Source organism: Thermus tenuipuniceus (assembly GCF_002964845.1).
Classification (GTDB): Bacteria; Deinococcota; Deinococci; order Deinococcales; family Thermaceae; genus Thermus; species Thermus tenuipuniceus.
In genome coordinates, this window is sequence record NZ_KZ672961.1 from 41,214 (window position 1) to 54,366 (window position 13,153).

Below are 13,153 nucleotides of genomic sequence, written 5' to 3' on the forward strand. Positions count from 1 at the left end.
GGCCCTCCTTGACGGGTGACAGGCACCAACTTGACAGTGTGCATATCTTTGCTGTACACTTTGCGCAATCTGCTGGGGGGAAAGGGGCGAATCCGCAACCTCGGCAGGTCAAGGAGGTTAAAAATGGCGTACACCAAGGCGGAAATCCTCAAGGCGCTCCGAGAGGAGAAGGTCAGGTTCCTCAGGCTCCAGATCACCGACATCCTGGGCGTGGTGAAGAACGTGGAGGTCCCTGAGTCCCAGTTTGAGAAGGCCCTGGACGGGGAGATCATGTTCGACGGCTCCTCCATCGAGGGCTTCACCCGCATCGAGGAGTCTGACATGCTCCTCAAGCCTGACTACAACACCTTCGTCATCCTCCCCGATGGCCTGGAAGACCCCGCCCGTGGCCGGGTGGCCCGGCTCATCTGCGATGTGACCTACCCCGACGGCCGTCCCTTCGAGGGGGACCCCCGGTACGTGCTGAAGCGCCAAGTGGAACGGTTGCAAAAGCTTGGCTTTGACAACATGTATGCGGGCCCCGAACCGGAGTTCTTCCTCTTCCTCAGGACCCTCGAGGGCCTTCCCACCGTGGAAACCCACGACCGGGCGGGCTACTTCGACCTGGCCCCCATCGACAAGGGGGAGGAGGCCCGGCGGGACATGGTGAATGTCCTGGTGGCCATGGGTTTTGAGATCGAGGCCTCCCACCACGAGGTGGCCCCGGGTCAGCACGAGATCGACTTCAAGTACGCCGATGCCCTCACCACCGCCGACAACATCGCCACCTTCAAGTGGGTGGTGAAGAAGGTGGCCCTAAACCACGGCCTCCACGCCACCTTCCTCCCTAAGCCCATCCGGGGCATCAACGGCAGCGGCATGCACACCCACCTTTCCCTCTTCAAGAACGGGGAGAACGCCTTCTTTGACCCCGAGGCCGAGTACCAGCTTTCCCAGACGGCGTTGCACTTCATCGCTGGGCTTCTGGAACACGCGGAGGGCATGGTGGCCATCACCAACCCCTTGGTGAACTCCTACAAGCGCCTCACCCCCGGGTACGAAGCCCCCACCAACATCGCCTGGTCGGCAGCCAACCGCTCCGCCATGATCCGCATCCCCGCCCGCCGGGGCGTGGGCACCCGGGCCGAGCTCCGGATGCCCGATCCCTCCTCCAACCCCTACCTGGCCCTGGCAGTCATGGCTGCAGCGGCAGCGGATGGGATCGAGCGAAAGCTCCTCCCCCCGCCCCCCATCCAGCGCAACATCTACCAGATGAGCGTGCGGGAACGGCGCAAGCACAAGATCCGCGAGCTCCCGGGAACCCTAAGGGAGGCCCTCGAGGCCCTCAGGAAAGACCCGGTGATCCGCGAGGCCCTCGGCGAACACGTGTATACCCACTTCCTCCAGGCCAAGCAGATGGAGTGGGACGACTACCGGGTCACGGTCCACCAGTGGGAGCTGGACCAGTACCTGGCCACGTACTGAGGGTGGGTATGGCGTCCCTCCCCCTTCGGGGGGAGGGGTTGACCCATGGGTCAGGCATAAACTTACGAGGGGGCATTGACAAGAACCGGTACCCCCCCCTTAGAATGGGGCCGCAACGTGAACGCGTGCGCTTAAGGAGGTGCTTATGAGGAAAATCGGCTTTTTGGTAGCAGGTGTAGCCGCCCTGGGCATGGCCCTGGGCCAGGCCAACGTCATCAAGATCGCCACCCAGTCCCCCCTCTCCGGCCCCCAGGCGGCCTTGGGGGAGCAGATCAAGCTGGGGGCGGAGCTGGCCATCGAGGAGGCCAAGGCCAAGTTCAAGGCCCTGGGCTTTGATCTGGTCCTGGTGCCCTACGACGACCAGGCTAACCCCGACGTGGGCGTGGCCAACGCCAACCGCATCATCAACGACCCCGACATCCTGGGGGTGGTGGGCCACCTGAACTCCGGCGTGGCCATCCCCTCCAGCGAGGTGTACGCCAGGGTGAACCTGGTCATGGTCTCCCCCGCCAACACCAACCCCCGGGTCACCGACCGCAAACTCCCCAACGTGAACCGCATCTGCGGGCGTGACGACGTCCAGGGGCCTGTGGGGGCGGAGTACGCCTTCAACAACCTGAAGGTGAAGAACGTCTTCATCATCCACGACAAAACCGCCTACGGCCAGGGCCTGGCGGAGGAGTTCAAGAAGCGCCTCGAGGCCCTGGGTGGCAAGGCGGTGGCCTTCGTGGGCACCGAGGAGACCTCCAACTTCGTGCCCATTATCAACCAGATCCGGGCGGCCCGGCCCGTGCCCGAGCTCATCTACTTCGGGGGCATCTACAGCCAGATCGGCCCCTTTGTGAAGCAGCTTCGCGAACGGGGGGTCAAGACCCGGCTCATGGGCGGGGACGGGTTGGACTCCAGCGAGTTCGTCCGCCTGGCGGGTAAGGAGAACGCCGCAGGCACCTTCTACACCACGGTGGCCGGCCCGGTTTCCGCCTTCCCCAAGGCCAGGGCCGTGGCCCAGCGCTTCAAGCAGAAGTACGGCAAGGACATGGAGGGCTTCGGCATCTACGCCTACGACGCCGCCAACGTGATCTTGACCGCTCTGGAAAATGCCATCAAGGCCGCGGGCAACAAGAAGCCCACCCGGGAGCAGGTGGCTCAAGCGGTGCGCCAGGTGAAGATGGAGGGCCTCACCGGCACCATCGAGTTTGACGACAAGGGCGACAACAAAAAGGCCAAGTACTTCGTCATGCAGGTGGCCTCCACCGGCAACTGGGCTGACAACAAGCTGATCCGCGTCATCGAGATGGCCGCTCCAGGGGCCAAGTAAACTGGGACTCCAACCCAAGGGGGTGGCCTTCAGGCCACCCCCTTGGCCCGGAGAAAGGAGGCACCTTGCTGGAGCAAATCCTAGCCCTACTGCCCCAGGTGATCTTCGACGGGTTCATCCTGGGCTTCGTCTACGCCATGGTGGCCCTGGGGTACACCATGGTCTATGGCGTCTTGGAGCTCATCAACTTCGCCCACTCCGAGATCTTCATGATTGGAGCGGTGGTAGGGGTGGAGGTCTTCCGCTACTTGGCCCCCCAGGTGGAAAGCGGCTTCCTGCTCCTCCTCCTCGCCCTAATCCTGGGCGGGGTGGTGGCAGGGATCACCGCCATCCTGGTGGAGCGCTTCGCCTACCGCCCCTTGCGGGCCCGAGGCACCACCAACCGCCTGGTACCCCTCATCACCGCCATCGGGGTTTCCTTCATCCTCCAGGACCTGGTGCGCCTCATCGAGGGCCTTTGGCACAACGAGTTCTTCCTACGCATGCGCACCGTGGAGGACCTCGAGGGCTCGGTAAGCCTCTTCGGGGGGGCCATCTTCGCCCAGACCAAGTCCTTCATCCTCATGGGGGTTTCCATCCTCATGCTGGTGGGCCTCACCTACCTGGTGAACCGCACCAAGCTGGGAGTGGCCATCCGCGCCGTGGCCCAGGACCTCCACACCGCAAGCCTCATGGGCATAGACCCGGACCGCATCATCTCCCGCACCTTCCTCATCGGGGGATCCTTGGGGGGTGTGGCCGGGGTGCTCTTCGCTCTGCAATACACCACCATCACCCCCTATGTGGGGTTCCTGCCCGGCATCAAGGCCTTCACCGCAGCGGTGCTGGGGGGTATCGGCAACATCCCGGGGGCCATGCTGGGCGGGCTCGTGCTGGGGCAGCTGGAAAACTTCTTCGGCACCTACCTTCCCATCCTCACGAACGGCAACTTCGGCACCGAGTATAAGGACGTGGTGGCCTTCCTCATCCTGATCTTCATCCTTCTGGTCAGGCCCCAAGGCCTTCTGGGACAGGTGGTCAAGGAGAAAGTATGAACGCCCTCTCCTCCCTTCTCAGCCTGGCCTACCTAGGCCTCGCCTTCCTGGCTCCAAGCCCGGTAAGCCACCTCTTCGGCCTGGCGGCCTTAGGGGTTACCGCTTTCCTGAGGCTTTCCCCCACCTGGCGGACCCTGAGCCTGGCCCTTCTCACCCTGGCCTTCACCGTGGGCCTCATGCGCTCGGGGAACACCCTGGGCCTCATCGGCCTGGTGGGCATCCTGGTGGCCCTCACCACCCTGCCCCGCATCCCCACGGGAATCCGCGTACTCCTGGCCCTGGCCATCCTCCTCCTTTCCGTGCCCCTGGCGGGCTTCGCCAACACCTTCGTCTTTGAGCTCGGCATCCAGATCGGCATCTACGCCGCCATGGCCCTGGGGCTCAACGTGGTGGTGGGGATGGCGGGGCTTCTGGACCTGGGCTACGCCGCTTTCTTCGCCGTGGGGGCCTACACCTGGGCCATCTTCGGCAGCGAGCAGGCCAAGAACTTCCTTCAGGGAAACTTCCCCCTACCCGGGGAGTACATGTACCTCTTCATGGGCATCGCCATCGTCACCACGGCGCTTACGGGTCTTCTCATCGGCCTTCCCGCCCTTAGGCTTCGCGGGGATTACCTGGCCATCGTCACCCTGGGCCTGGGGGAGGTGGTGCGGATCCTCGCTAACAACCTGGACCACCCCATCAACTTTACCAATGGCCCCCAGGGGATCACCCCCGTGCAACGCCCCCCCATCGACTGGTTCCGGCAGCTGATGGCCACCCTGGGGGTGCACCTGGACCGGACCACGGATTACCAGCTCTTCTTCTACTTCCTGGTCCTCCTCATGATCGGGCTGGTGGTGCTGGTGAACGTAAACCTGGCCAACTCCCGCTTCGGCCGGGCCTGGGTGGCCATCCGCGAGGACGAGGTGGCCGCTCGCTCCATGGGCATCCCCCTCCTACCCACCAAGCTCCTGGCCTTCATGACCGGGGCCGCCTTCTCCGGGGTAATGGGGGTGATCTTCGCCGCCCAGCGCACCTTCGTATCCCCCGAGTCCTTCACCCTCTTAGCCTCCATCACCATCCTGGGCATGGTGATCCTGGGAGGGATGGGATCCATCCCCGGGGCCATCCTGGGCGCTGCGGCCCTCACCATCCTCAACCTGGACGTGCTCAAAACCTTCAGCGAGTTCGTGCGCATCAGCCTGCCCCAGATCCCCAACCAGGTGGATCCCGCCAAGTACGAGCGGCTGGTCTTCGGCCTTATCCTGGTGCTGATGATGATCTTCCGCCCGGAAGGCCTCATCCCTGAGAAGCGGCACCGGGCAGAGATGGAGGAAGCATGAAGGCCCTCGAGGTCACCCAAGCCACCAAGCGCTTTGGCGGTCTGGTGGCGGTGAACGACGTGAGCCTCAGCGTGAACCAGGGGGAGATCTTCTCCGTCATCGGCCCCAACGGAGCAGGCAAGACCACCTTCTTCAACCTCCTAACCGGCATCTACCCTCCCGATGAGGGAAGGATCCTCCTATTCGGGAAGGATGTGACCGGCCTACCCCCGGACCGGATCGCCAAGGAAGGGGTAGGGCGCACCTTCCAGAACATCCGCCTCTTCGGGGCCATGACCGTGCTGGAAAACCTCCTGGTGGGCATGCACATCCACATCCACGTCCCCTACTTCCATGCGGTATTCCGCACCCCCCTGGCCCGGAGGGAGGAAAAAAGGGCCGAGGAGGAGGCCAAGAGGCTATTGGAGTACGTGAGCCTCCTCCACCGCAAGGACGAGCTGGCCAAGAACCTGCCCTATGGGGAACAACGAAAGCTGGAGATCGCCCGGGCCCTGGCCCTAAAACCCAGGCTCCTCCTCCTGGACGAGCCCGCCGCGGGCATGAACCCTAAGGAAACGGAGGAACTCCAGGCCTTCATCCAGAAGCTCAGGGACGAGCTCGGCATCACCATCGTCCTCATCGAGCACGACATGCGCCTCGTCATGCGCATCTCCGACCGCATCGCCGTCTTGGAGTACGGCTCCAAGATCGCCGAGGGTTCCCCGGAAGAGGTGCGTACCAACCCCCGGGTCATCGAGGCCTACCTGGGCAAGGGGGCTGCGGGAGGTGCGGCATGAGCCTTCTGGAACTTAGGGACGTCCACACCTACTACGGCCACATCCACGCCCTCAAGGGCATCTCCTTAAGGGTGGAGGAGGGGGAGATCGTGACCCTCATCGGCTCCAACGGGGCGGGCAAGAGCACCACCCTGCGCACCATCAGCGGCCTGGTCAAGCCCCGGCAGGGGGAGGTCCTCTTCCAGGGCAGACCCATCCACCGCCTCCCCGCCCACCAGATCGTGGCCCTGGGGGTAGGCCACGTGCCCGAGGGGCGGAAGATCTTCCCCCGCCTCACCGTGGAGGAGAACCTGGAGATCGGCGCCTACCTGGAAAACGACCGCAAGGTGGTGCAGAAGCGCAAGGAGGAGGTCTTCAGCCTCTTTCCCCGCCTCTACGAGCGCCGGGCGCAGAAGGGGGGCACCCTGTCGGGCGGGGAGCAGCAGATGCTGGCCATCGGCCGGGCCCTGATGCAAAACCCCAGGATCCTCCTCATGGACGAGCCTTCCATGGGCTTGGCCCCGGTGCTGGTGGATTTCATCTTTGAAACCATCCAGAAGCTGAACCGGGAGGGCAAGACCATCCTCTTGGTGGAGCAAAACGCCCGCCTGGCCCTGCAGATCGCCCACCGGGGCTACGTCTTGGCCACGGGGGAGATCACCCTGGAAGGCCCGGCCCGCGACCTGGCGCAAAACCCCGAGGTGCAGAAGGCCTACCTGGGGGAGGGATAGCCTGGACCCCTCCTTATACCCGGGCTTGCGCTCCCTCATGGGAGCGCTTTATACTTGGCCTGGATCAAAGGGGAATACCCCAGAAAGGAGTACTATGAAGAGGAAAATCCTTCTCGGTCTTGTGGTCGCCCTAGGCCTGGGGCTTGCCCAAAAGACCCTGGTCTTCGGCTCCAACGGGGAGCCGGTGAGCCTCGAGCCCGGCAACATCACCGACGGCATCTCCATCTACGTGCAACGGCAGATCTACGACACCCTGGTGGACTTTAAGCCCGGCTCCACCGAGGTGACCGCTGGGCTGGCCACCAGCTGGTTTAGCTCCCAAGACGGCAAGGTCTGGACCTTCCGCCTGCGCCAAGGGGTCAAGTTCCAGGACGGCACCGAGCTGGATGCGGAGGCCGTCAAGTTCAACATCGAGCGCTGGTGGGACCCCAAGAACCCCACCCGCATCGACGCCGCCGCCCGGTACGAGATCTGGCCGGAGCTCTTTGGGGGCTTCAAGGGGGATCCCGGCTCCATCCTGAAGGAAATCCAGGTGGTGGACAAGTACACCATCCGCTTCGTCCTTAACCAGCCCTTCCCCGCCTTCCCTGCCGCCATCGGCTCGGGCTACTTCGGCATCGCCAGCCCCGCCGCCATCAAGAAGGATGGGGCCAAGTACGGCTCCCCTACGGGAAGCGCCGTGGGCACCGGGCCTTTCCGCCTGGTGGAGTGGCGCCCCGGGGAGCAGGTGGTCCTGGAAAAGAACCCCACCTACTGGAAGAAGGGCTTCCCCAAGGTGGACCGGGTGGTCTTCCGGGTCATCAAGGACCCCGCCGCGCGCCTGGCGGCCCTTAAGGCGGGAACCATCGACTTCACCACCGACATCCCGCCCGCCAACCTGAAGGACCTCGAGGCCGACAAGAACCTGGCCGCGGTCTTCCGCCCCTCCTTCAACGTGGGCTATTTGGCCCTGAACCCCGCCCACAAACCCCTCTCCGACCCCAGGGTGCGGCAGGCCATCGCCATGACCATCAACAAGAAGGCCATCGTCCAGGCCTTCTGGGGCAAGCTGGGCGTCACCGACGGCCACTTCACCCCGCCCTCCATGAAGGCCTTCCAATCCTCTAAGGTCACGGACTACGAGTTCAACCCGCAGAAGGCCAAGGCTCTTCTGGCCGAGGCGGGCTACCCCAACGGGTTTGACCTGGAGCTCTGGTACATGCCCGTCTCCCGCCCCTACTTCCCCACCCCCAAGGAGATCGCCGAGGCCATGGCCGCCGACCTTTCCGCCATCGGTATCCGGGTGAAGCTCCAGACCAAGGACTGGGCCAGCTACCTGGCGGACCGGAAGAAGGCCCCGGGCTTCCAGGCCTACATGCTGGGCTGGACCGGGGACTACGGCGATCCCCAGAACTTCTTCGACCCCCACTTCGCCTGCCCCATCGCCGACCTCTTCGACGGCGCAGGCAAGCCCCTTTGCGTGAAGGAGCTGGGCGACATCCTCACCAAGGCTGCCACCACGCCGAACCTCGAGGAGCGCAAGCGCCTCTACCAGCAGGCGGACGAGATCACCTTCAACCTGGCCCTGCGCATCCCCATCGTCCACTCCCAGCCCCTCCTGGCCAAGCGCAAGAACATCTCCGGCTGGGTGCCGAGCCCCTTGGGCTCCGAGTCCTTTGAGAGCATAGAGAAGCGCTAAGCGCTTCCGCCCCGGACCCCCTGCGGGGGGTCCGGGCTTTTTGAGGCGGACAAATGTGGAGCTACGTTTTGCGACGCCTGCTGGGCCTGGTTCCCGTCCTCTTCGGGATCACCCTTTTGGTCTTCCTGTTCCTGCAGCTCATCCCCGGCGACCCTGCCCAGGCCATCCTGGGGGAGCGGGGCACCCCGGAGCAGCTTGCCGCCCTTCGGGAAAAGCTCGGGCTCAACAAGCCCCTATACGTCCAATACCTCACCTTCGTGAGAAACATCCTCACCGGGGACCTGGGCACCAGCGCCGTGTCCACCATCCCCGTGGCTGAGGAGCTGAAAAGGCGCTGGCCCGCCACCTTTGAGCTAGCCCTGGCGGCCACCTTGGTGGCGGTGGTCTTTGGAATCCCCGTGGGCATCCTGGCGGCGGTGAGGAAAAACAGCCTTTTGGACACGCTTTCCATGAGCCTCTCCCTGGTGGGGGTGTCCATGCCGGTCTTCTGGCTGGGCCTCCTCCTGGTCTACCTCTTCGCGGTGAACCTGCACTGGCTGCCCACGGGGGGAAGGCTTTCCACCGACTTGGCCATCGATTTCCGGCCCATCACCGGTTTCCTGGTCCTGGACGGAATGCTGGCCCTGAAACCCGAGGTCCTGATGGATGCCCTCAGGCACCTGATCCTCCCCGCCCTAACCCTGGGCACCATCCCCTTGGCCATCCTCACCCGCATCACCCGTAGCGCCATGCTGGAGGTGCTCTCCCAGGATTACGTGCGCACCGCCAGGGCCAAGGGTTTGGCGGAACGGCAGGTGATCCTAAAGCATGCCCTTAAGAACGCCCTCCTGCCCGTGGTCACCATCGTCGGCCTCCAGTTCGGCACCCTTTTGGGCGGGGCCATCCTCACCGAGACCATCTTCTCCTGGCCGGGCATCGGCTCCTACATCTACGAGGGCATCCTCAACCGCGACTACCCCGTGGTCCAGGCTGGGGTGCTGGTGGTGGCCACGGTCTTCGTCCTGGTGAACCTCCTGGTGGACCTCTCGTATGCCCTTTTGGACCCCCGCATCCAGTACAGGTGAACCCATGGAAACCCCCACCCGTCAAGCCCTAAGGCGCTTTCTCAAATCCCCCTCCGGCAAGGTGGGCCTGGTCCTGACCCTCTTCCTGGTCCTCCTGGCCCTGTTCATCCCCTTGCTGAAGCCCTATGACCCCACCACGGACCGGGACTACCTGAACCGGCTCAAGCCCCCCACCCTGGAACACCCCTTCGGCACCGACCACCTGGGGCGGGACGTCTTCACCCGGGTCCTCCACGGTAGCCGCATCTCCTTGCAGGTGGGCGTGATCTCGGTGAGCATCGGCCTTTTCCTGGGTACCCTCCTGGGCCTCTTGGCCGGGTTCTACCGGGGAAGGACCGAGCTTCTCGTAGGCTGGCTGGCCGACCTGCTCCTGGCTTTTCCCGGAACCCTTTTGGCCATCGCCATCGTGGCGGTTTCCGGCCCCAGCCTGCAAAACGCCATGCTGGCCATCGGCATCGTGCAGGTGCCCGTCTACATCCGCCTGGCCCGCTCCATGGTCCTCTCCTTAAGGGAGCTGGACTTCGTGCAGGCGGCCATCGCCCTGGGAGCGGGGAATGGGCGGATCCTCTTCCGCCACATCCTCCCGGGTACCCTGGCCCCCCTGGTGGTGCAGGCCACCTTGTCCATCGGCACCGCCACCCTCGAGGCCGCTGCCTTGGGCTTCCTAGGCCTTGGGGCCCAGCCCCCTGCTCCCGAATGGGGGGCCATGATCGCCGACAGCTTCAAGGGAGGCTACGCCATAAACGCCCCCTGGACCATGATCTTCCCGGGGCTTTTCATCATGCTCACCGTTTTGGCCTTCAACCTCCTGGGGGATGGACTCAGGGACGCCCTGGACCCGAGAAGCCGGTGAAGGCTAAAGGTGGCCTTAAGAAGGGGGCAGGTCCCAAAGGGGTATCATGGAACCATGAGAAAAGGCCTCCTCTTTCCCCTCTTGCTCCTTCCTCTCCTGAGCGCTTGCGAGCTTTTGGAAGGCACGGGTTACCGGGTAGCCGAGGCCCAGCTCCTCTTCCCCGAGGCCAGGGAGCGCTGGACCTACTTCTACGGGGAGCCCCGGGAGGTGCGGCTGGGGGAGAAAACCCTGCGCCTGGAAAAAGCCGCTGGAGAAAGCCTCTGGGCGGTGCCGGGAGCGCTTTGGGTGGACGGAAACCCTGTTTTGCGCGAAGTGGGACCGGCCTTAAGACCCCTGGCCGAGGCGGTGCGGGGAATCCAGGGGAGCCTCCTCGAGGTCCGGGCCCAGGCCACCCTCCGGGCTACCTGGCTCTACGACGGGGTGGGTTGGGTGAGGCTCACGGGAAGCCTACGGGAAGGGGAACGCCGCGCCCTGGTCCAGCCCACGGGCTACTTGACCCCGGACTTCTACGCCTTCACCTCTGCGGAAACCCAGGTGCTCCTCCGGGAGGTCCTGGCCCGGCGGGGGGGGAGGCAAGTGGTGCTGTTTGAGCTTTCCGAGCCCGTCCTGAAGCCCCTGGCCTTGGAGCCCATCCCCGACGGCTACCGGGTGGGGGCCCTGCAGGTGCAGTACGGGCTTAGAGTGGAGGTGGTGACCCCACCCCCTCCCACCTACCGCATCCTGGACCAAGGCGCCAACGCCGCCTACGGGGAAACGGAGGCCAAGGCCTACTTGGCCAACAACCCCACCCGCTTCGCCGAGGTGTGGAACCTGGCTGTGGGAAACCGCCTCCCCCGTCCCCCTGCCCCCACCGTGGACTTCCGCACCAGGAGCGTGGCCGCCTTCTTCTGGGGCCTGAAGCCCACCGGAGGGTACAGCCTGAGCGTGGTGGGAGTGACCTACGCGGCTGGGACCGCGCGGGTGGTCCTGAACCTGCAAAGCCCGAGGCCCGGGGCCATCGTCACCCAGGCCCTCACCAGCCCCTACGTGCTTTTGGAGCTGGAAAGGGTGAACCGGGTGGTCTTCGCCGACCCCTCGGGGCGGGTGCTGGCGGAGGCCAGGGAGTGAGGCTAAGTACCCCGTCGTGGCTTGCGCCACTACGGTGGCCCCAAAGAGGCCATGAACAAGCCGCTTTGGCTTTGGCCGAGGGGGCGAGCTTTGCGTGCGGGTACTTATATACTGCTTCCGTGGAAGGGGAAAGCCTGGGCACCCTGGCCCCTTGGGGGAAGGAAGCTCCCCTGGCCCAGGCCCGGGCCCTCCTGGAGGCGGGGCGGGAGGGGGAAGCGGAGGCCCTCCTAAAGGCCTGGAAGGGAAAGGGCCCTGAGGAGGCCGAGCGCCTGGCCCTCTTGGGCTTCGCCAGGGCCCGCCGGGGGGACCTCCAGGGGTACCGGAGGCTCGCCCTCGAGGCCGCCAGGAGGGCCCAGACCTTCCTTACCCTCTACCATCTGGGCCTCGCCTTGCCCCCGCGGGAAGGGGTGGTGGCCCTGGAGGAGGCCCTCCACCGCACCCAAAGCCCTAAGGACCAAGGCCTACTCACCCTGGCCCTGGCCCGCACGAAACGGCGCCTAGGCCGCCTGCGGGAGGCCTTGGCCCACGCCGCCCTGGCCCGCCTCAAGGCCCCGGGGGCTTTTACCACCCTGGAGTGGGCCTGGCTCACCCTCCTGGCCGAAGAGGAGCCATCCCTCCCCGACCTCCTCCGGGAGGTGGAGCCCTTGGCCCTGGAGCCGGGGCCCGGCCTCTACGCCCGCTTTCTCGTGGCCCACCTCCGCCTCCTCCAGGGGGAGGAAAGGGCCGCCCGGGCCTACTGGCAGAAAGCCCTGGAGGAAGCGCCCCCCGCAGCCCTCCCCTATCTGGCCCCCGCAGGGGTGCGCCTCTTGGGCCAAGGAGCCCTTCCCCTCCTGCAAGCCGCCCGGCCCTGGGCCCAAGACCCCTATCCCAGGGCCCTGCTCCTCCTCGGGGAGGCCCTGGTGCGGGAGGATAGCCAGGGGGTGAGGGAGCTCCTCCCTTTGCTGGAAAGGGAAGGCACCGGAGAGGAGGTCTTCCGGGCCCGCCTCTTCCTGGGGGAGGAGCCCTCTTCCCTGGGGGAGGTTTCCGGGAGGGGAGGGTGGCTCCTCTGGCCCACCTCCAGGGCGAGCCCCGACCCCCACCTCCTGACCCTGGGAGAGGCCAGGCTCTTCGGGAGGCCCCTTCCCCTGCGGCAGGCGGAGCTTCTGGTCCTCCTCCTGGCCCGGCCCGAGGGGTGGAGCGGGGAGGCCCTGGCCCAAGCCCTCTACGGGGACGGGAACACCCCCGCCCTGCGCATGGAGCTCCACCGCCTGCGGGAGCGGGGCCTGGTGGTGGGAAGCCGCCCCTACCGCTTGCTTTCCCCCTTAAAGGCGGACTTCCTGGAGGTCAAGGAGGCCCTGCACCAGGGAAACCTTTCCCGCGCCCTCCGCCTCTACCGGGGCCCCCTCCTGCCTAACAGCCAGGCCCCGGGGGTGGAGGAGTTGCGGTGGGAGCTGGAGGCAAGCCTGCGGAAGGCGGCCCTCAGCCAGGGAAGCCTCGAGGCCCTCTACGCTTTGGCAGAGCGGCTTAGGGATGACCTGGAACTCTGGGAGGCCCTCCTGGAGCGCCTTTCCCCCTTGGACCCCCGGCACCCCGCGGTCCTGGCCCGGGTAGAGCGGCTCAGACGGGAGTGGGGGCTTTAGGGGCTAAAGACCCGGACCCAAGGGCAGAGGGACCCTGGCAGTGGGGAACTACTCCCCATTCTCCTAATACGAAGCCCAGGAGAAGCAACTTTTTCAGGACAAGCCACATATTCACGAACCCATGTACTCACAAAGTACCCTAGCTCAAAACTTGCACTTATCCACCCCCCGCATACCCATGCGCCAGGGGACCACTTGAAAAGGG

11 protein-coding genes are annotated in these 13,153 nt (G+C 65.3%); all 11 read left to right on the top strand.

All coding sequences use genetic code 11. The features are described 5' to 3' along the window. Positions 1 to 123 precede the first annotated feature (123 nt). The 11 genes from C2847_RS02565 to C2847_RS02615 all read left to right on the top strand — a co-directional run bounded on the left by C2847_RS02565 (position 124) and on the right by C2847_RS02615 (position 12,948). Positions 124 to 1,464: a glutamine synthetase family protein gene (locus C2847_RS02565; RefSeq protein ID WP_105316929.1), complete on the top strand. Its 1,341-nt coding sequence runs from the start codon at positions 124 to 126 to the stop codon at positions 1,462 to 1,464. A gap of 145 nt (positions 1,465 to 1,609) precedes the next feature. Further along, positions 1,610 to 2,782 (top strand): branched-chain amino acid ABC transporter substrate-binding protein, encoded by a 1,173-nt coding sequence (locus C2847_RS02570; protein WP_105316930.1) that lies wholly within the window; start codon positions 1,610 to 1,612, stop codon positions 2,780 to 2,782. 65 nt (positions 2,783 to 2,847) lie between these two features. Continuing rightward, positions 2,848 to 3,816, top strand: a complete 969-nt coding sequence (locus C2847_RS02575; RefSeq protein WP_105316931.1) for a branched-chain amino acid ABC transporter permease — start codon at positions 2,848 to 2,850, stop codon at positions 3,814 to 3,816. Then, the gene (locus C2847_RS02580) at positions 3,813 to 5,141 is read left to right on the top strand and encodes a branched-chain amino acid ABC transporter permease (protein ID WP_105316932.1); all 1,329 of its coding nucleotides are present in this window, start codon (positions 3,813 to 3,815) and stop codon (positions 5,139 to 5,141) included. The genes C2847_RS02575 and C2847_RS02580 overlap by 4 nt, the downstream gene beginning before the upstream one ends. Continuing rightward, a complete protein-coding gene (locus tag C2847_RS02585; protein WP_105316933.1) occupies positions 5,138 to 5,917 on the top strand; it encodes an ABC transporter ATP-binding protein in 780 nt (259 codons plus the stop codon). Before C2847_RS02580 ends, C2847_RS02585 begins: the two co-directional genes overlap by 4 nt. After that, the gene (locus C2847_RS02590) at positions 5,914 to 6,627 is read left to right on the top strand and encodes an ABC transporter ATP-binding protein (protein ID WP_105316934.1); all 714 of its coding nucleotides are present in this window, start codon (positions 5,914 to 5,916) and stop codon (positions 6,625 to 6,627) included. The genes C2847_RS02585 and C2847_RS02590 overlap by 4 nt, the downstream gene beginning before the upstream one ends. 94 nt (positions 6,628 to 6,721) lie before the next feature. Continuing rightward, complete coding sequence (locus tag C2847_RS02595; RefSeq protein WP_105316935.1) at positions 6,722 to 8,305, top strand: ABC transporter substrate-binding protein; 1,584 nt, start codon at positions 6,722 to 6,724, stop codon at positions 8,303 to 8,305. 53 nt (positions 8,306 to 8,358) lie between these two features. Further along, positions 8,359 to 9,369 (top strand): ABC transporter permease, encoded by a 1,011-nt coding sequence (locus C2847_RS02600; RefSeq protein ID WP_105316936.1) that lies wholly within the window; start codon positions 8,359 to 8,361, stop codon positions 9,367 to 9,369. A gap of 4 nt (positions 9,370 to 9,373) precedes the next feature. Next, the gene (locus C2847_RS02605) at positions 9,374 to 10,222 is read left to right on the top strand and encodes an ABC transporter permease (RefSeq protein WP_105316937.1); all 849 of its coding nucleotides are present in this window, start codon (positions 9,374 to 9,376) and stop codon (positions 10,220 to 10,222) included. Positions 10,223 to 10,276: 54 nt separating this feature from the next. Continuing rightward, entirely contained in the window at positions 10,277 to 11,329 is a 1,053-nt protein-coding gene (locus C2847_RS02610) for a protease complex subunit PrcB family protein (RefSeq protein WP_105316938.1), read from the top strand. Positions 11,330 to 11,448: 119 nt separating this feature from the next. Then, positions 11,449 to 12,948, top strand: coding sequence for an ATP-binding protein (locus C2847_RS02615; RefSeq protein WP_244187335.1), 1,500 nt, complete (start codon positions 11,449 to 11,451; stop codon positions 12,946 to 12,948). The last annotated feature ends 205 nt before the right edge of the window (positions 12,949 to 13,153 follow it).

Bases quoted from the DNA above. Each gene is read 5' to 3' on its own strand.
- C2847_RS02565 (WP_105316929.1), top strand. From the start codon at position 124: ATGGCGTACACCAAGGCGGAAATCCTCAAGGCGCTCCGAGAGGAGAAG.
- C2847_RS02570 (WP_105316930.1), top strand. From the start codon at position 1,610: ATGAGGAAAATCGGCTTTTTGGTAGCAGGTGTAGCCGCCCTGGGCATG.
- C2847_RS02580 (WP_105316932.1), top strand. From the start codon at position 3,813: ATGAACGCCCTCTCCTCCCTTCTCAGCCTGGCCTACCTAGGCCTCGCC.
- C2847_RS02585 (WP_105316933.1), top strand. From the start codon at position 5,138: ATGAAGGCCCTCGAGGTCACCCAAGCCACCAAGCGCTTTGGCGGTCTG.
- C2847_RS02590 (WP_105316934.1), top strand. From the start codon at position 5,914: ATGAGCCTTCTGGAACTTAGGGACGTCCACACCTACTACGGCCACATC.
- C2847_RS02595 (WP_105316935.1), top strand. From the start codon at position 6,722: ATGAAGAGGAAAATCCTTCTCGGTCTTGTGGTCGCCCTAGGCCTGGGG.
- C2847_RS02600 (WP_105316936.1), top strand. From the start codon at position 8,359: ATGTGGAGCTACGTTTTGCGACGCCTGCTGGGCCTGGTTCCCGTCCTC.
- C2847_RS02605 (WP_105316937.1), top strand. From the start codon at position 9,374: ATGGAAACCCCCACCCGTCAAGCCCTAAGGCGCTTTCTCAAATCCCCC.
- C2847_RS02610 (WP_105316938.1), top strand. From the start codon at position 10,277: ATGAGAAAAGGCCTCCTCTTTCCCCTCTTGCTCCTTCCTCTCCTGAGC.